Genomic DNA, 17,907 nt, shown 5'->3' with positions numbered 1-17,907 from the left:
CGGCTTCATTACCGCATTTCTCACCGGAAATAGGGGGTGCATTGGTTGATCGGCGGGAATGCATGGAAGGGCGCGATGGGTCGGCTGGCCGTTCAGCCTTGTGGCAAAAGCCTCTGGTCAAGTTTGCCGGATTCCCAAGCGGCTCTTTCTCACAAGAGAAAAGAGCTTAAGAGAGGCGCCCATGACAGATACAGAGTGCGTGCACGGATATACAGTGAAATGCTTGGTGAGGAATCAGAGCGGCTTGGCTCAACTTAACTCAGCCACCCAGGCGATGGGCCCAACCTCCTCAGGACGATCCCCTGCTTATGTTTCATGTTGGTTTAATTATTGAACGACTATGCTGTTGCACGCAGCGATGCCGTTTTCTCCCCTTGCATGAAGCGCCGCCTGGCCGCTTTTTATGCGTCACCAAATTGTTCCAGAATATTCCACTTCATGACCGTAGAGTACGCGCCGGCCTATTGACCGTGCCCTGCGTCTCACCGGCCGTTGCATGGTGAGACCCGCACACGCCTTTCCACAGAACGCTTGACCGGTCCACAGCAGCCACTCCGGCGCCCCTGTTGGACGCAAACCATTGCGTTACCGTTTCGGCCTCATGCAACGCTTGGTAACGATGCCTGTGGTCCGCTTCCAACAGCCCGCACAAAGCACTGCTGTTTAATGGTGCCCGTCTGATCGACGCACGGCGACGTCGATCAGTACGCGCAGCGATGCACGTCTAACTGACGAGATCGCGGTGTTTGCAAACCCTGGCAATGGGCCAAGCAGACAGCGTTGCTCAATCGCATTTTCGGAGAATTTGAAATGAAGAAATCCCTTCTTGCTCTCGGTGTCTTCGGCACCTTCGCCGGAGCGGCACACGCTCAGAACAGCGTGACCCTCTATGGCCTGATCGACGCGGGCATCACTTACACAAACAACCAGGGCGGAGCCAAGAACGTCCAGGCAACCAGCGGCCAGGTCAACGGCAGCCGTTGGGGCCTGCGTGGCTCCGAAGACCTGGGCGGTGGTCTCAAGGCCATCTTCACGTTGGAAAATGGTTTTAATATCGACAGCGGCAAGCTAGGCCAGAACGGCCTGGAGTTCGGACGTCAGGCGTTCGTCGGCTTGTCGAGTGACCGGGCAGGCGCCATCACTCTCGGCCGTCAGTACGACTCGATGGTCGACTACGTCGGACCACTCGCGTTGACGGGCACGCAGTTCGGCGGCACACAGGCTGCTCACCCGTTCGACAACGACAACCTCGACAACTCGTTTCGCGTCAACAACTCGGTCAAGTACCAGAGCGTCAACTACGGCGGTTTCAAGTTCGGCGGCCTGTATGGATTCTCGAACGATGCCGGCGGATTCTCCGACAACCGTGCCTACAGCATTGGCGCGTCATATAACTATGGTCCTTTGACCGCCGCAGCCAGCTACATGCAGCTCAACAGCGCGGGCTCAACGTTGAATTCGTCGGGCGCGGTAACCGCCGATGCGACGTTCGCAGCGGGACGTCAACGCACCTATGGCGGAGGCGTCAACTACGCGTTCGGCGCAGCAAATGTCGGATTCGTGTTCTCGCAGACCCAGTTGAACAGCCTGACGGGCATTGGTGCATCGGCTTCGGGTACGACAAGCGGCATTACCCTGGCAAGCGGCAGCGCACGCTTCACCAACTATGAAGTGAATGGCCGCTACAACTTTACGCCGGCGTGGACGCTGTCGGGCGCCTACACGTTCACCAATGCAAGCCTGGACGGGGTAAGCCCGAAATACAATCAGGTCACCCTGCAGACGGCGTACGCGCTGTCCAAGCGCACGGACGTCTATCTGCAAGGCGTGTATCAGCACGTGAACGGTACGGGTGATTCAGGCCTGACCGCCGACATCAACGGGTTGACTGCCTCGTCGACGAATAGTCAGGTTGCGGCGACCATTGGCTTGCGTACCCGCTTTTAAGTCGATTTCTAAGTCGACTGCCAACCGAACGCACGCGCCCAATGGCATGATGAGCCGGAAGGCCGCGACTTAGCGCGGTACGCTTGGCCGCAAGCTTTGATAAGCCGGGGACGTCCTCCCGGCTTTTTCAATTTCAGTCCACGGTTAACTGAAGACCGGACGAAAGAAGCTGCGCTCGTAGCTGACGATACACCGCGTTTCTTCCGCATATTTGAATGCTGCCTGGCATTCCGGGTCAAGCTGCGATTGCTGGCGGTAGCCCTCATACGTTGACAGGCTCGGAAACGAGAACAGCGCCAGTGCAACATTGTTCGCGCCTTCCGACGGCAAGAAATAGCCATGATGCTGGCCGCCGAATTTCTCGACCAAGGGAATCCACAGCTTTCCGTAGGCTTCAAATTCCTTGAGTTTCGACGGATCGATAATATAGCGAAGGTAGCAGGTGATCATGGTGTGTCCGTTCAGGGAGAGAGGTTCGATCGAATAATATCGCGTCTGTCGACACGAATCTTTTCCCTAGCGTGATCCAGGGCCGACCCCTTCGGCGATCGCGCGGCAAGCGTCCTTCAACGGCGCGATGTAGGTTTCCAGCGGCGTCGAGCTTTTCCTGTAGAGGGGAATGCTGATACTGATGCATGCGATTGGCTCGCCATTGGCTCCCAGGATCGCGCTGCCGTAGCAAAAAATCTGCTCCTCGTTTTCTTCGCGATCTTCCGCATAACCGCGAGCCTGGGTCGCATCGAGCTCAGCATTGAGTGCGGTGCGTTCAATGATCGTATTCGGCGTAAAGCGCTCGAAGTGCAGGGCGGCAAGCAGCGCGTCGCGGTCCGGGCGCTTGAGCGACGACAGATAGGCTTTGCCGACGGAACTTGAATACAGCGTGACACGTGTGCCTATTCGCGATGCCATGCGCACGGCGTGCGGACTTTCGAGCTTCTCGATGTAGACCATCTCAGAGCCGCTGCGCACGGCCAGGTGAACGGTTTCCCGGGTCAGGTCGCGCAAGGTCTGCAACGCTTCGCTGGCGGCCACACGCAGGTCGGAGCGTTCCCAGCTCCGGCTTGCCAGGGATAACAAGCGAGGGCCCGGCGAATAACTGCCGCCGCGTAGTGTCTCGACCACCAGGCCTTCAGCGATCAAGGCGCCGACGATGCGGTAAACCGTTGGTCTTGGATAGTTGGACGCGGCCGTCAGTTGGGCGATGCCGGGGGGCGCCGGTGCGTCGGCGATGCACTGAAGCACCACCAGGAACTTGGAGAACGCGGCGGTGCCGGTCGGCTTGGCATCGTTTGTCAGGGACTGCCCTTTAGAGCGGTCGATTGCGCGCTTAAGTGGTTTTGGCATGGTGTCCCGGTGGTGTTGAAATGCAGTGATCAAGGCGCGGGAGCTTATAGTAATGCGCTCTACACAACCAGATATCCCCCATCGACAGGGACTACCGCCCCCGTCATGAAAGCCGCTGCCGGCGAACAAAGGAACGCCACCACTTGCGCGACGTCGTTGGGCTGGCCCCATCGCTTCATTGGCGTGCGATCAAGGATTGCTTGCGAACGATCGTCGCTATCCTGTAGCGCCTGGGTAAGCGGCGTAGCAATCCAGCCGGGCGCGACCGCATTGACGCGAATGTTGTCGGCGGCATAGGCAATGGCCAGCGACTTGGTCAATTGCACTACGCCGCCCTTGCTGGCGCTGTAAGCGGGTACAAGGCCGCCACCGAAAAAGCTCAGCATCGACGCCGTGTTGACAATCGATCCCTCGCTAGCCTTCAATCGCTCGCGTGCCGCAGCACAGACACGCATTGTCCCGCTGAGATTGACCGCGATCACGCGCTCGAATATGTCGATGGCCAGTTCGTCACCGCGCCGGATCATGCCCGCGCAATTGACGAGCATATCAATAGAGTCGGCCCGCGCGATGAGCGACGCTACGCTCGCGTCATTGCTGACGTCTAGTTCGACGACTTCGATGGCGGAGCCAAGCGCCTCGCGTTGAGCTTCGGTCGGTGCGATGCCCGCCGCGAGGACACGCGCGCCGAGCGCGGCGAAGCATTGAGCGATGCCGGCGCCAATGCCTTGCGTGCCGCCGGTCACGACGGCGGTTTTGCCTTTGAAAAGATCAGTCTGGAAAGTCATGGCCGGTCAATGAAAGTCAATGAAAGTCGGATAGGGGAACAGTTGAAACGACGGTCTCGCTATCCTCTATTTTCGTCCGTACTACGAATATATAAACCAGCGCCGCAGCGAATGCGATGGCCGCGCTGATCAGGAACGCGTTGACGAAAGAATGCGTTTTATCGACGACGATGCCCGTGATGAATGGGGCAAAAGAACCGCCGAAATACCCGCCGAAGTTTTGAATGCTGCCCAAGGAAGCCACCATGTGACGGGGCGCTGCGACGGTCGCCAGTGCCCAGCACGCGCCGCTCGCCATGTTCACGAAATACATGGCGGCAGAAAGATAGATCATCGCAAGCGTCAGGTTCGGGGTGAACGCCGCCGGTACCGTGAAAAGCGCGGCGCCCAGCAAACCGACGCAGATCGGCCACTTGCGGCTTCTGATAGGCGCCATGCCGCGCGCCATCAGGCCATCGGCTACGAATCCGCTGGACAGCATGCCAAGCGTGCCGAAGAGATACGGAATCGACACCAGCCAGCCCGTATGCGCGATGCTCAGGTGGCGTTCATGCTCGAGGTACGCAGGCAGCCAGGTGAGATAAAGCCACACCATGTAGATCACGCCCATGTTGCCGAAGATCATGCCCCAGGTGGTCGATTTGCGGAACAACCCGCGCCATTCATGCATGGTCATGCGGCGTTCGGCGCGCTGCTCCGGTTCTCCTGCTGTCAGGAACGCGACCTCTTGAGATTCGAGGGCGATGTTGCGGCGATCTCGATAGACGAGGTACCAGCCAATCGACACCGCAATGCCAAGCACGCCCATGACGATGAACATCGTGCGCCAGCCGAAGGCCAGCAGGAGCACGGTAAGCACAGGCGGAGCAAGAGCGGGTCCAATAGTGGATGACGTGATGAAGATGCCAGTGGGCCGGCCGCGTTCGTGCACGCCGAACCATTCGCTGACCACCTTTGCACCGGCGGGAAAATTCGGCGCTTCACCGAGACCCAGCGCGACCCGCGCGACCAGGAATTGCGACAGGCTCGTCACCAGGCCACCGCACAATTGCGCGGCTGACCACAAGAACATGCCCAGGCCGAGCATCACGCGCGCGCCGAAACGATCGAGCAGAATGCCAATGGGTAACTGCGAAAACGCATAAGCGAATGAGAAGGCCGACAGGAGCAAGCCCATCTGCGATGCGGACAGCCCAAGTTCCTGGCTAACCGAATGATTCGCGATGGAAAGCGTGCTCCGGTCGAGATAATTCACGATCCCGGCCAGTGTCAGGAACGTGATCGCAACCACCTGAATGCGCTTGAGGCGCGGTGATTTCTGCAACATGGTGTCTCCTCCGGTGCTCGTTGAGAGTCTGCGTGGAAGGTGCTTCGGATGTCAGGTGTCGCTACGCCTTAACGGATGAACTGGTCGACGAAATCTTCTCCCAGGCCTACCGATGAAAAGTGCTTGCGGCACATGTCGACCTTGGTGAAGACGTCTTCGTAACCGGTGTAATTGCCGTAGGGATCGCAATAGAACATCACGCCGTTGACCTGGAAGTAGGTGATCATTTCCTCCACGTCTTCAGGCACATAGAGCGTGTGGGTTTCGCCCGGCGGCTCGAAAACATAGCTGCCCTCGGTGGCTTCCCAATCATGTTCCAGATAACGCCAGCGTCCCTTGAGGACCATGCCGTGGACCGCTTGCGGATGCCGGTGCCGGCTCAGCACGCCGGATTTGCGCACGCGCAGCAGATTCATCCAGTACCCGGTCGAGACATTCAGGCACAGGGGACGGAACCAGACGTTCTCGGCTTGAGGGACCCAAAGGCGCTCGTCTTTGGGAATCGCCGATTCAACCACGATCTCCTTAGCCGCTTCCTTTGGGAATGGAAGCTGATACGGCGTCATTGCGTCCGCCGCGGGATTAGCACCTGCCATGAGCTAGCTCCTTGTCCATATTGTGGATATATTTATCGTTTTATGGACACACTATTCTTCATGCGGACCGTCCCTGTCAAGGCGCGGTGATCGTGCGGCGCGTCATGAATTTGCTAATGCGGATGACTTTGCAAAAAGCTTTCGCGGGTAAGCTTTCGGCATTGAAAGGCTGGATTCGGCTTGATGCCGGCTAGCGGATCGCGGCGCATGGCCCATGACATAGCGCTAAGTGTTACGCGATAATGCGGGGCGACTTAGGACGCATCCAACCGCATATCTGGCACGAAGCAAATGCGGCAGGCGCTTGGGCAAGGCCATGCGTAGTTGCTGGATCCATGAAGCTGCAATAACGTCACTCTCAACTATCGCGCGTTGCTCAAAGCAACGTCGCCGCTCAACCTGGACTTCTTCATGAGCAGCAGTTCGTCGCCAATATCCTCTGCCGTTCGCTGGCTGCCTTACATAGTCGCGGGAACGTTCTTCATGGAGTACCTGGATACGACTGTCATCGCGACAGCGTTGCCGCAGATGGCCCGTTCGTTTGGTGTCGGCCCGAACGCGCTAAGCATCGGGATGACGGCCTACATGCTGGCGCTGGCGATCTTCATTCCGGTAAGCGGTTGGGTCGCGGATCGATTCGGTTCCCGGACGGTGTTCTTTAGCGCGATCGTCGTGTTCGTGATTGCTTCGGTGTTATGCGGCTTGTCGAACTCGGTTGCCGAGTTCACCGCGGCGCGTTTGCTGCAAGGCGCCGGCGGCGCGATGATGGTGCCGGTAGGGCGGCTGATCGTAGTCCGAAGCACGGAGAAAAGCCGTCTCATGCAGGCTATCTCCACCATCACCTGGCCGGCTATTGCCGCACCGGTGGTCGGGCCGCCCGTTGGCGGTTTCATCACCACGTATGCGTCATGGCGCTGGATTTTCCTCTTGAACGTTCCGTTCGGAATCTGTGCGCTGGTAGCGGTCGCCATGCTTGTTCCGAACTTGCGCGGCGCCGAGCGCAAGCCGCTCGATATGGTGGGCCTCGTGCTTAGCGGCACAGCACTGACCGCCATTCTTTACGGTGCGGAACTTGCCAGCCAGCCCGACAGCAATCCATGGATTGCAGGGAGTGTGGTCCTGGCCGGCCTTCTGATTGGCTTCGTCGCGGTTCGCTACGCAGCGGGTCATCCACATCCGCTGATCGATTTTTCGACGCTGAAGATTCCGACTTATTCGGTGACCGTTCTCACTGGTTCGCTGACGCGTATCGGCATTGGCGCCGTGCCGTATTTAATGCCGTTGCTGTTCCAGATCGGCTTTGGTCTTTCCGCTTTCAAGTCGGGACTGTTGCTGCTTGCCAGTGCGCTTGGCAACCTCGGCATGAAAGCGCTGACCACGCGAATTCTGCGGCGTTTCGGCTTCAGGTATGTCTCGATTGTCGCCGTGGCGACAGCGGGCATCTTTACGATCATATGCGGCCTCCTTACGCCTTTGTCGCCGCTTGCTTGTGTGCTGATCGTTGTATTCGTCTATGGCGTGGCGCGGTCCATGCAGTTTTCCTTGCTGGCAACCCTCGCATATGCCGACGTGGGCGCCCCGCAAATGAGCGCCGCGAGCACGTTGTGGAGTGCGGCTGCACAGATGACCATTGGACTGGGCATTGCATTCGGCGCCGTGGCCTTGCGGGCCGCCGCGCTACTTAACGGAGAGACCGCCAGTGTGCAAGGCATGCATTTCAGCCTCGACGATTTCCGGCTTGCATTCCTGTTCGCCGGCTTGCTGACGCTGCTCTCCGTTTGGGGCTACTTCAAGGTTGCTCGCGACGCCGGGCAGAGTGTAGGCGGTGGATCGATGAGGCAGAATGTGTCTCAGAGAAGCAATTAGAACGTGAATGGGTTCGTTGAGGAAGAGGGCATTGCAGTAGCGCTGTTGAGCGCGCTACACAGGGGAGATTGATCGAGGGTATGGCTAATAAAATAGATGAACCCGCATGGTTGTCCCTCGCATTCGCCGAGCGTGGGGTCCGGCGCTTCGGGCCGGGAGAGAGCAATCCGCGTATTGTCGAATACAACGCGCACACTAACCTGGTGGGCTATGACGACAAAATTTCGTGGTGCTCGTCGTTCTTGAACTGGTGTCTGGCGAATGCCGGCCAGCGTGGCACGGGGTCCGCGCTTGCGCGTTCCTGGCTTGAGTGGGGCCGGGCCCTCGACGCTCCCGTTTATGGGTGCGTCGTTGTCTTGTCCCGTGACGATCCCGCCAGCTGGAAGGGGCACGTCAGCTTTTATCTTCGCCACGACGCGGAAACTATTTATCTTTTCGGCGGCAATCAGCTTGGCGAAGTACGCGAGCTTGACTATCCGCTGGCGTCGGTGCTGGGCTATCGGTGGCCTGGGACTACCTGACCTTTCCTGCACGATCCGCCTCGCAAAACGTGTACGGATCGACGTCGCGCTCACGCGGGATCGTGGCAGCACACGCAGACCTTGTTTCCGTCCGGATCACGAAAGTACGCGCCGTAGTAATGCGGGTGATAGTGTGGCCGCAAGCCCGGCGGCCCATCGCACATACCCCCGTTCGCGAGTGCGATGGCGTGGCAGCGATCGACGGTATCGCGGTCGTGTGCAAGAAAGGCAGTCATCTGTCCGTTGCCGGGGCTGGCAGCGTTGCCATCGAATGGCGGTCCGATCAGGAACAATGGGCGCGGTGCGTCGGCCGCAACCCAGCCGGCCCAGGATTTATCGTCGTCGCGGAATTTCAATGGCAGCCCCAGCGCTTCCATGATCGGCGAGTAGAAACGGAAAGCACGGGAAAAGTCGGTGACACCTACATGGATGTGCGAAAACATCTGGCCGTTCCTTAACGGTGGGTGACAAGCGATCATGATCTCGCCGACACTGTCCGATGGCAATCCATAGCGCGAGTTCGTCGAGCGTGGCTTTGCCTGGCCGCCGCCGCTCTCGTTCAAGCATCAAGCGGTTTTGTCGCTCGCACAAGAACAGCTTCCAGGCAGCCAAAAATGATCAAAGGAGCGATAGCCCCTGCTGGTCCGGCAATCTCATAGCCAATCCTCGCACAAACGTAAAGGAGGACCAGCATGCTTTGCATCATGCCGGGAGCGCCTGCCGCGCGATGCTGTGACCCATAGTGATATCCGATCCAGAATGCGAAACGTGTTGCGATCCAGACGACGGTGCTTGCGACGATCGCACGCATCGAGTGTCCGTTGTCACAGTAGAAAGCCAGCGCGAAGAGTCCGGGGACAAACAGGACCAGTTGCTCGAGTGTGTTTTGCAGGTAGCGCAGGTTGATCGTCAAGCGACGCGTTTCATAACCCGACAGTGGATCGATTGCCGGCGAGCGCAAGCGTTCATGCGCAACCGCTTCAATGCCCGAGAGGAAGCAGAGGAGGATTGCGATGCAGCAGCACTTGAGAGCAAACACGAGCCGGGCGAGCGGCTCCTCCATGCCGCCAAGCGGCGGCAGGAAGTAATAAACGCCAAGCCACAAAGCAATGGTCGCAGGGAACGCGATTGCGATTTCCGCGACCAGGGTCGATTGATGCCGGCGAATAACGCCGGCACCTTCAGATTCATGGGCTTTCTTCATGGTTGTCTCCCTGAGGCCGGGCCGCTGAAGAGAGCATAAGGGCTTTTCACGGCCCGTCAACGCGGCGGAACCCGCGGTGAGCGATGTCGAGTCCCGCGACGTTTCGATGCCAAGCGATCATCGCATCAAGCGATTCCGGTCACGGATTGGATGCGCACGGGAATTCGTGGTTGTCGGAGAAGAGCACCGGCAAGCTGCAGCGATTCACCAGGACGTGTTTCGAATCGTGATCCGCACCCGGCACCAGCACAAGACTTTCCTGCAAATTAGCCGGGTGCCGCATGCGCATGTAGTTCATGTAGGAAACGCTGCGATCAAGGCGGTCGGATCCTTGCAGTTCACCCGCGCAAGACCGGTCCAGTTCACTGTGGTTCGGGTCGTTGTCTGCGGTTCCCGCGAGGTAGACAATGTCGCGCGCTGCGTACGCCGTCTCAATGGCTTGTGCGGATCGATCTCCCACATAAGGCGGTGCGTTATCCAGGCCATAACGCCACTGCGTGGCGCCAGGGCAGGCAGCCGGATCGACCGCCTTGAAGCCGCCTGAGGCGGATGGCCGGAGGTTGTCGAAATAAAGAAAACTACTGGGTTCCACCACCACGTAACGGGTGTGTATTCCCAGCGCGGTCAATGCCTGCTCGCCGTGTCCAACGGCTGCGTATCGTTGCACGAGTTGCGCGCCCGCCGAGTGGCCCACGAGTACAACGGTGCGCAAGTCCGGGTATTGCTTACGGTCCGCAAAGTGGTCGAGCAGACGATCAAGTACCTCGAATCCGCTCACAGGAACTGGCGACAACGCCGGCCCGCCACGCGACCAGTCATGCATTTTCCAGCGCAACACGGTGGCAGGCAAGCCTCGGGCAGCGATGTCTTGCGGGACCAGGAACTGAGGGCCGACGATCAAGGTTGTTCCAGTCACGGCCGCCATCCTCGCTGCCTCAACGGTCGAGGACCAGTTCGATTTCGCGTTGCGGCTTTCCCCATGCACGATGATGACCACTCGCTCCGTACCCGCAGCGTTAGCGTTCAGCGGAATGGTTGAGTACACCGGAATGCTGCCATTGCCGGATGTTGTTTCAATATCGAACTGCTGGTCGGGCGTAGCTCGGACCGGCTTGCCTGGGCCCGTCTTGCGGTCTGGATCGTAGGCAGTCGGTATGGTTGATCCGCGGTGTTCGGCTGGGCTCTGCATGTCAGGGACAAGCGTGGAGATTGCCGTGGGCGCGTTTATGGCTTGAGCACTGACCTTGTGGGGCACCGTCAGGCCGAATGCGACGCTGCATAGCAAGGTAAATAAAATCGCTAGTCTCATGCAGTTCCCTGAGCGTTAAACAAAGCTTGCACATCATGGATTGAGCCGATGCCTACCGAGTCCCCGGCATGCGGATATTAAAATGAGCAGTCGTGCGTGCAGCTGAAAGCGTTGAAAGGGTGCGGCGCTTCAATCCGCTTGCCCGTTTGCAAGAACATCCTGGCAAGCACGTCGCATTAAACGTAAAGCATCGAGAAATCCGTCGCTGGCGCGCAATCGGCCCCTGCATGGTTGTTCGCACGTTTCGCCGTAGCGCTTGCGTTAGTGGTTTTGCTGACTCGTCGAGTTACAAAGACGCGTGTTTGACGAAGTCCGGCTAACCAAAGAAGAAGGGAAGTCAAAGAAGCGCGCTAATGGCTGCGTACGCCGGCAAACCTTTCAATTCGACTAGCGGTATCGTTCGCAAGGACCTCGACGCACACCTTTGCCAGCTCAATGCTTGACCCTGTATAAGCTTTGAGCTGGCAATCGACCCATTGCAAATGCTGTCCTTACAAATATTAATCAAGCGACTTTGCAATCCATTTTATTTAGGTTCAATAGCCTTGGAGTCTTAAGTCCGCCATGCATTCTTTGTAAATGTCACGTCATCGTTTGCAACGGAATGTATGTAATGTGAAGTGTGTCATCCACCGGTGGCAAACCTGCGTTAGACAGTGCGTGTCTTAGGTCGAAGCTAACCTGACAAACTGAAAACTACCGGAGGTTTTGCACCCATGAAAGTAAGCTTGCGCCGCACCCATGCTGCCGTACTTTCTGCCATTGCATTGTCAGCAGTGGTCCCCATGCCAGGATGGGCTCAATCCGTTCCGTCACCCACAGCATCGGCAGCATCTGCAATTGATCCGCCGGGCCGTGTCGCGCGTCTTAACTACTTCGACGGCAGCGTGACCCTGGAGCCCGCCGGTGCAACCGACTGGTCTTACGCCGAATTGAATCGTCCGCTCACCACTGGCGATCAGTTGTGGGTAGACAGCGGCGCGCGAGGCGAACTGCATGTTGGCTCGACTGCACTGCGGCTAAGTCAGCAGACGGCCTTGAGCATTGTCGATATAGACGACAAGAACTTGCAGTTGAAGGTCACGCAAGGCACGCTCTCCACGCGCGTGAGAGCATTGCCCGCTGGACAGACTGTTGAAATAGACACGCCGAATGTCGCGATGCAGGCGTCGAGTCCGGGCGAATTTCGGGTAGACGTCGCGCCCGACGGTAACTCGACCACCGTGACGCTGCGCAGCGGCACCGCTAATCTTTATGGCGACGGTGGCGTATTTCAGATGACCGCGGGCCAGCAGGTCACCTTCATCGGCGTGAATCTCCAGCAACAGGCAGGCGGACCTGCGCCCGGTCCGGACGCGTTCGATCAATGGGTCATCAGCCGTGATCGTCTGGAAGATGGTTCGGCCTCCGCACGATATGTATCGCGTGAGATTCCCGGTTACGAAGACCTGGATGCGAACGGCACGTGGCGCAGCGATCCGAATTACGGCGAAGTGTGGGTTCCGACCGTTGCGGTCACTGCGCAATGGGCGCCTTATCACCAGGGCCATTGGACGTGGATTGCGCCGTGGGGCTGGACCTGGATAGACGACGCTCCCTGGGGCTTCGCGCCGTTCCACTACGGTCGCTGGGCGCATCTGGGCGACGCGTGGGCGTGGGTCCCGGGGCCGGTGGTCGTCGCGCAACCGGTATATGCGCCGGCGCTGGTGGCGTTTGTCGGCGGAGGAGGCGGAGGCGGTTCGCACTGGGGTGTCGACCTCGCGATCGGCGGCGCCGTGGGCGTGGGGGTTGCATGGTTTGCGTTGGGTCCGCACGAACCGTGGCATCCGGGCGCGGGTTATAGCCCGAGCTATTACAACCGGGTCAACAACGTGAACATCACGAATGTGCACAACACGACCATCGTCAACAACATCACGAACGTTCATAACACCTATATCAACCAGCGCGTGCCCGGTGCCATTACGGCCGTGCCGGCGAACACGTTCGTGCAGGGCCAGCAGGTGGCACAGGCATCGCGCAGACTGACGGCGCAACAAATTGGCGGCGCGCAAATTGGGGCAGGCATGCCCGGTATCGCACCGGTACGAGGAAGCTTCACGGGCGGGATGCGACCCGCTTCCGCAGGTGCGCCCGCGATGGCGATGCAACGTCAAGTGGTCGCTACCCGCGCACCGGTTGTTCCTGCGGCATACCGGGACACGCTCGCACAGCACTTCGCCAGCGGCGGAGCCCGCGTCGCCGGCGCGGGTGAGCCGATCGTGCGGACTACCGTACCCGCAGCCTTCACGCGTCCGTTGAACCAGGGTGCGTCTGCGGCGCCCTCGCCGCAAGGCTATCGTCTGGTGAACCGGGCGCAAGCACGTCCTGTCGGGGCGCAAGGCGCGCCGGCCAGGAACGTCGAAGCGAATGCCCCGCGTGAAGAAGTGCGGCCGCCGCAGGGTGCGCGCCCCGCGGAACCCGTGCAGCAGCGCGCGCCTTTAGCCGCTGAAAATGGAGTGCCACGACCGGCGGCAGAAAATCACGAGCCCGCGGCTCATGCCGAGCGCCCGGTTCAGAACGAGCCGCAAGCGCCACGCCAAGAGCAAGCCATGCACGCGCCGCAAGCGCCACAGCAAGGGCAAGCCATGCACGCGCCGCAAGAGCCACAGCCAGAGCAAGCCATGCACGCGCCGCAAGCGCCACGGCAGGAGCAAGCCATGCGCGAGCCGAACGCTCCGCAACAGCATGCCGCGCCGGAAGCCGCACCGCGTCCGCAGGAGCATGAAGTGCAGCATGCTCCTCCGGTCGAGCCGCCGGTATCGCATGCAGAAAGGCCGCAGCCCGCTCGTGCGCCGGTCCAGCAGGAAGCCCATCGGGAAGAGCAGCCGCATCCGCGTCCCGAAGCGCATTCCGAACCGCATCCGCCGGCGGCCAAGGGTGGCGAGCATCACGACGAGCAACCGAAGTGAGCTTGTGATTGGCCGATGGTTTGGAAGCCGGTCATGTTCGCCTTAGCGAACATGACCGGCGTGCATGTTGAGTCGGGGCGGGCGCCAATTGCGGCCCGTGTCGTGGTGCCTGACACGCCTTTGGTTGATATCGCGACCGCGCGTTAGCCGCTAAATGCATAGATAACACCAGGCGCGAATCCATAAGCCTATTTGTTAGCGTCCAGGCCCCTGGCCGCAACGTATTTTTGTCGCGCGGCCTGGCGCTGCGATAATCCACCATCTTCCTTGGCGGGACAAGCGTCCTTGCGGGACCGGCACTAAACTCCCATTGCCACACAAATAACGAGTCTTAACGGCGGAAACCTGACCCATGTCGAATGAAAGCGCCCCCCACGAGCACGCGGTTGAACATGCAGCGCATTCGGGTGATCCGTTGTCCCGCTGGGTTGCTGTATTTACCGCCATTCTTGCTGCGCTCTCCGGTCTCTTGCACTATGAGGAAGGCGTCTTGCAAACGCAGGCCCTGCTGTTCAAGAACGACGCTGTACTGCTGCAAAGCAAAACCAGCGATCAATGGAACCTGTATCAGGCGCAATCCAGCAAAGGGCATTTGATGGAGCTTGCCGCTGAATTGTCCGGTCCGGACAAGCAGGCGTACTACCGCGACCAGATCGCCAAATACGAGGTTCGAAAGAAAGAGATCCAGGCCAAGGCGCATGACATGGAAAAGCAGGTGGAAGAAGCCAACCTGCAATCCGAGCGCAAGGAACATCCGCAACACATGTTCGGTCAGGCGCTCGCGTTGATCGGCGTCGCCATTTCGCTTGCGGCAATTACGTCGCTTACGGGCAGCCGCAAGCTGTTTGTTGTCGCCGGGCTGGCGGGTATCGCAGGGATCGGCGTGTCGATTCTCGGGTTTCTGAATATCTGAGCAGCATGTCTGAACAGTTATTTGGCTAGGTGCCCGGACACGTCAAGGGGCGATGGTTCAGACCTTCATGGTCAACGCTGAAGGCTGCGTTGACCTTGTCAGCGCTTTGCGTAATACGCAGGACGTAAATGCTGTCGTAATCCGCGCTAGCCCAATGGGGCACGCTCGCCGCGTCGCCGCCGGCGTCGCTGACAATCTTGCGGGCAAGCGTCTCGATAATCTTATGTTCCCAGGCGACTACCACCAGGCTGCTTTTGTATTGGGGAGCCAGCAGAGTCGCATGCAGGTCGTCGGTCCTGGAAAATCCAATCGATGCGTTCACCGGCAGACCAAAATAGATTGCAGTGGGTTCAATCGTTGCCAGCGGACGGACATAGTCGTACTTGATGCCGCTATCGTTCTTTTCCTTCGCTGGATCGGGCGCAAAAATGAAGTCCGGCTTGCCGTATTTGCTTTCGATGACCCGAGGCAGCGCGAGCGCGCGATTCAGACCCTGGCAACTAAGCTGGCCGAGGCCGGCGGTGGGTTTCTCCCCATGCCGAACCATGACTATCGTTTCAACTTGATCGTCAGCGGCGCAGGCCGGAACCGATCCGAGCGCCATGATGGCGAACACCAGCGATAAAACGCCAGGCGGTGGGCAGCGGTAATTTTTCATGGGGCGCCACGTTGCGTGTGAGCCCCGATTCTAGCAATTCCCGGCCTGCGGCTATCAGGCTTCAAGGTGAAGCATGCTACGAAATTGCGCGCTCACTCACTTGTTGCAAGCCGTCGTACGAAGCACGGGATCAAGCCATCACCGCTTTACCGCAAGATAAGCGCGGCTCAGGGCCGGCCGGCTATGCACCCACAACCTTGATGCAAGCCACGACGGCGGCCGGTCCCGCACCTCCAGCCTGTATATCGATCGTTCGTCCGCGTCTTTAGCCCCGCGAATGTTGGGGCCCATCTCGCACGTGTAGAAGTGTTTAAAACCGGTCTCGCGGGCGACTTGCCGGTAGTCGTCGTCGTAGAAGCCTTGAGGCCAGCACAGGTGGTCGGAGGCTTCACCCATGCGAGTCTCGAGGGCCGCACGCGCCGCGAGCAGGTCGTGTCTCAACGCCGTACATTTCTCTTCGCGGTTGCGCGCGACCTTATCCCAGCGCACATGGCTGTGCGTGTGGCTGTGAAATTCGAACGTCCCCGCGCGACGCATGGCATCGATCTCGGACCATCGCAGAATGGCGCGATCAGCTTCGCCCTTCTCGATAGCCAGGTCGCCTTCATGGTGACCAAGCAGCTCGGGAAGTTCGCCGCCGGAGTGCGCGTGAACGCGTGGCGCGCCGTCGCCGGGCCAGCTCGTAACCAGAAAGCACAAGGCGGTAAAACCATAGCGCTGCAGCACAGGATGGGCGTGCACCCAGTTGTCGAGGTAACCGTCATCGAAGGTCAGCACGACCGACTTCGCTGGCAACGATGCGCCGGCCAGATACGCGCTCAACTGTGCAGCACCAACGGTCCGGTAACCCGCTTGCGCGAGATAGGCCATCTGAGCTGCAAAGTGATCGGGCGAGACCGTAATCATTCCCGGTGACGTGCTGATGTGGTGATACATCAGCACGGGCACCGCATGCGCTTGCGCTTTTCCTTGCCCTCTCACGCGTTAAGCCGCCGTTCGCTGATACCGCGCTCGTAGAAGTCGATGGTCTCGTCTGCCATGCCGTCGACCGTAAAGCTGGCATCGGTCAGGAGGCGTCCTGCCACGCCGAGTTGCACGCGCAGCCTCGGGTTGTCGATCAGGCGGGCGATGGCCGCTCGCAGCGCTTCAATGTCGTGCGGCGGCACCAGCAGGCCGTTCACGCCATGCGTGATCAGCTCCGGCACGCCATCGACGTCCGTACCGATCACCGGCAACCCTGCTGCCATAGCCTCTATATAGGACTGCCCCAATGCTTCCTGATGCGTTGGCAGCACGAAGAAGTCGCAGCCCCGCAGCACATTTGGAATGTCCGTGCGAAAGCCGAGCAGATGGACACGGTCGCTGATCGCGAGACCGTCGACGATACTCTTGATCTTGCCAAACCACGGCCCGTCCCCGGCCATCACGACGTGCAGGTCCGGACGTTGCGCGAGCATGGGCCGCACCGCATCGATCAGATCCTCGTGGCCTTTTTTATCGCGCACGATAGCAACCATGCCGGCGATGATCGCCTCCGGTCCAAGCCCGAGTTCACTGCGCAACGTGGAATGCGAAAGGGCCGGGGGTTTGACGATGCCGTCGTAGATGGTCTCAACGCGGCTCTTCGATACTCCCGCTGAAATCAGGTACTCGCGCACATGACGGCTCACTGCAATGACGCGATGCGGAATCCACGTGTAGGTGGCAAGCGAACTGATCGGCAAGGCGAGGTGGCGCGTGCGAACCACGAGCGGCGTGCCAGCGAGCCGTCCCGCAGTGCCTGCAACAATACTATCGTGACCACTATGGGTGTTAAGGACATCGAAGTTCCGGCGTGTCAGCAGCGCCTTGATCGTCAGCATGGACGCGACATCCGCACCGCCTTTCATCCTCGCGTGGTGGACGGTGAAACCTTCCTCCTTCGCGCGCACTCCGAGGCGGGCATCGACCGGGCAGACGACTTCCACAGCGTGACCGCGGGAGCGCAATACGATCATTTCCTTGAGCGTCCTGTGCTCCTGGCCGCCCCAACCGCCGGACGACTCGCTATGTAGTATGCGCAATGCTTTCATCTGTTCGCTGCTCCCAGGCAATACGTAAACATTCTGTCGCGGTCGTAATATATCGTAATAATCCACCGAAAACTGAGTCAAATTTAAAAAATCCCGATGTCGATGTTGAGGTTACAGATCCTTACCCAGCTTGCGCATTCGACCGGTTGAACTCACTCGGAAATGCAAACGTTTGCGAGTCGATAAGACGTACTTTTTACGTCAATCGTTATCTGGCAGGCGCTGGAACGCGGGTGAAATCGCGGGGGAAGTCGTTCGGACTAAGAACGGAATGTTGCTTACTAGAGACGGTTGATCGAGGAGTTGGATGTAAGGCGCGGAACTTAGTGCTTGCGTGAGGGTCGCTGCGGTGGACACAAGTTGAACGGGTAAGGCGATGCTGAACGGGCGGAAGTTTTTGCTTTGATAAGG

At 59.3% G+C, this 17,907-nt stretch carries 16 protein-coding genes; 5 read left to right on the top strand and 11 right to left on the bottom strand.

Features of this window, described 5'->3' with window-relative positions; translation table 11 throughout:
- Nucleotides 1-810: 810 nt before the first annotated feature.
- Complete coding sequence (locus ACSOSP_RS22045) at nucleotides 811-1,947, top strand: porin (protein ID WP_455313044.1); 1,137 nt, start codon at nucleotides 811-813, stop codon at nucleotides 1,945-1,947.
- A 144-nt stretch (nucleotides 1,948-2,091) separates the two neighbouring features.
- Here ACSOSP_RS22045 and ACSOSP_RS22040 read toward each other — a convergent pair whose 3' ends face one another.
- The 5 genes from ACSOSP_RS22040 to ACSOSP_RS22020 form a co-directional block, all read right to left on the bottom strand.
- A complete protein-coding gene (locus ACSOSP_RS22040; protein ID WP_455313043.1) occupies nucleotides 2,092-2,397 on the bottom strand; it encodes an NIPSNAP family protein in 306 nt (101 codons plus the stop codon).
- A 66-nt stretch (nucleotides 2,398-2,463) separates the two neighbouring features.
- Nucleotides 2,464-3,291, bottom strand: a complete 828-nt coding sequence (locus ACSOSP_RS22035; protein ID WP_455313042.1) for an IclR family transcriptional regulator — start codon at nucleotides 3,289-3,291, stop codon at nucleotides 2,464-2,466.
- Nucleotides 3,292-3,350: 59 nt separating this feature from the next.
- A complete protein-coding gene (locus ACSOSP_RS22030) occupies nucleotides 3,351-4,079 on the bottom strand; it encodes an SDR family NAD(P)-dependent oxidoreductase (RefSeq protein ID WP_455313041.1) in 729 nt (242 codons plus the stop codon).
- Nucleotides 4,080-4,095: 16 nt separating this feature from the next.
- On the bottom strand, nucleotides 4,096-5,406 hold the full coding sequence (locus ACSOSP_RS22025) for an MFS transporter (RefSeq protein WP_455313040.1): 1,311 nt from the start codon (nucleotides 5,404-5,406) through the stop codon (nucleotides 4,096-4,098).
- A 68-nt stretch (nucleotides 5,407-5,474) separates the two neighbouring features.
- Nucleotides 5,475-6,002 carry a 2,4'-dihydroxyacetophenone dioxygenase family protein gene (locus ACSOSP_RS22020; protein WP_455313039.1) on the bottom strand — a complete coding sequence of 176 codons (528 nt, stop codon included), beginning with the start codon at nucleotides 6,000-6,002 and terminating at the stop codon, nucleotides 5,475-5,477.
- A gap of 411 nt (nucleotides 6,003-6,413) precedes the next feature.
- On the opposite strand from ACSOSP_RS22020, the gene ACSOSP_RS22015 reads away from it, so the two are divergent.
- Together ACSOSP_RS22015 and ACSOSP_RS22010 are read left to right on the top strand one after the other, a co-directional pair.
- On the top strand, nucleotides 6,414-7,868 hold the full coding sequence (locus ACSOSP_RS22015) for an MFS transporter (protein ID WP_455313038.1): 1,455 nt from the start codon (nucleotides 6,414-6,416) through the stop codon (nucleotides 7,866-7,868).
- 80 nt (nucleotides 7,869-7,948) lie between these two features.
- Nucleotides 7,949-8,389: a TIGR02594 family protein gene (locus tag ACSOSP_RS22010; RefSeq protein ID WP_455313037.1), complete on the top strand. Its 441-nt coding sequence runs from the start codon at nucleotides 7,949-7,951 to the stop codon at nucleotides 8,387-8,389.
- A gap of 50 nt (nucleotides 8,390-8,439) precedes the next feature.
- Here the strand turns inward: ACSOSP_RS22010 and ACSOSP_RS22005 are convergent, their stop codons facing one another.
- The 3 genes from ACSOSP_RS22005 to ACSOSP_RS21995 all read right to left on the bottom strand — a co-directional run bounded on the left by ACSOSP_RS22005 (nucleotide 8,440) and on the right by ACSOSP_RS21995 (nucleotide 10,902).
- On the bottom strand, nucleotides 8,440-8,832 hold the full coding sequence (locus tag ACSOSP_RS22005; protein ID WP_455313036.1) for a VOC family protein: 393 nt from the start codon (nucleotides 8,830-8,832) through the stop codon (nucleotides 8,440-8,442).
- A 116-nt stretch (nucleotides 8,833-8,948) separates the two neighbouring features.
- The gene (locus tag ACSOSP_RS22000) at nucleotides 8,949-9,593 is read right to left on the bottom strand and encodes an MAPEG family protein (RefSeq protein ID WP_455313035.1); all 645 of its coding nucleotides are present in this window, start codon (nucleotides 9,591-9,593) and stop codon (nucleotides 8,949-8,951) included.
- A gap of 139 nt (nucleotides 9,594-9,732) precedes the next feature.
- On the bottom strand, nucleotides 9,733-10,902 hold the full coding sequence (locus ACSOSP_RS21995; protein WP_455313034.1) for an alpha/beta hydrolase: 1,170 nt from the start codon (nucleotides 10,900-10,902) through the stop codon (nucleotides 9,733-9,735).
- 716 nt (nucleotides 10,903-11,618) lie between these two features.
- On the opposite strand from ACSOSP_RS21995, the gene ACSOSP_RS21990 reads away from it, so the two are divergent.
- Both ACSOSP_RS21990 and ACSOSP_RS21985 read left to right on the top strand, forming a co-directional pair.
- Nucleotides 11,619-13,853 (top strand): DUF6600 domain-containing protein, encoded by a 2,235-nt coding sequence (locus ACSOSP_RS21990; protein ID WP_455313033.1) that lies wholly within the window; start codon nucleotides 11,619-11,621, stop codon nucleotides 13,851-13,853.
- Between the two features lie 352 nt (nucleotides 13,854-14,205).
- Entirely contained in the window at nucleotides 14,206-14,766 is a 561-nt protein-coding gene (locus ACSOSP_RS21985) for a DUF4337 domain-containing protein (RefSeq protein ID WP_031360287.1), read from the top strand.
- Nucleotides 14,767-14,791: 25 nt separating this feature from the next.
- Here the strand turns inward: ACSOSP_RS21985 and ACSOSP_RS21980 are convergent, their stop codons facing one another.
- The 3 genes from ACSOSP_RS21980 to ACSOSP_RS21970 all read right to left on the bottom strand — a co-directional run bounded on the left by ACSOSP_RS21980 (nucleotide 14,792) and on the right by ACSOSP_RS21970 (nucleotide 17,496).
- A complete protein-coding gene (locus ACSOSP_RS21980) occupies nucleotides 14,792-15,424 on the bottom strand; it encodes a histidine phosphatase family protein (RefSeq protein ID WP_455313032.1) in 633 nt (210 codons plus the stop codon).
- 138 nt (nucleotides 15,425-15,562) lie between these two features.
- A complete protein-coding gene (locus ACSOSP_RS21975; protein WP_455313630.1) occupies nucleotides 15,563-16,360 on the bottom strand; it encodes a polysaccharide deacetylase family protein in 798 nt (265 codons plus the stop codon).
- A gap of 41 nt (nucleotides 16,361-16,401) precedes the next feature.
- Entirely contained in the window at nucleotides 16,402-17,496 is a 1,095-nt protein-coding gene (locus tag ACSOSP_RS21970; RefSeq protein WP_455313031.1) for a glycosyltransferase family 4 protein, read from the bottom strand.
- Nucleotides 17,497-17,907 lie beyond the last annotated feature (411 nt).

It is taken from the genome of Caballeronia sp. KNU42 (assembly GCF_053760385.1).
This window is presented reverse-complemented; position numbering and strand designations above follow the sequence as displayed.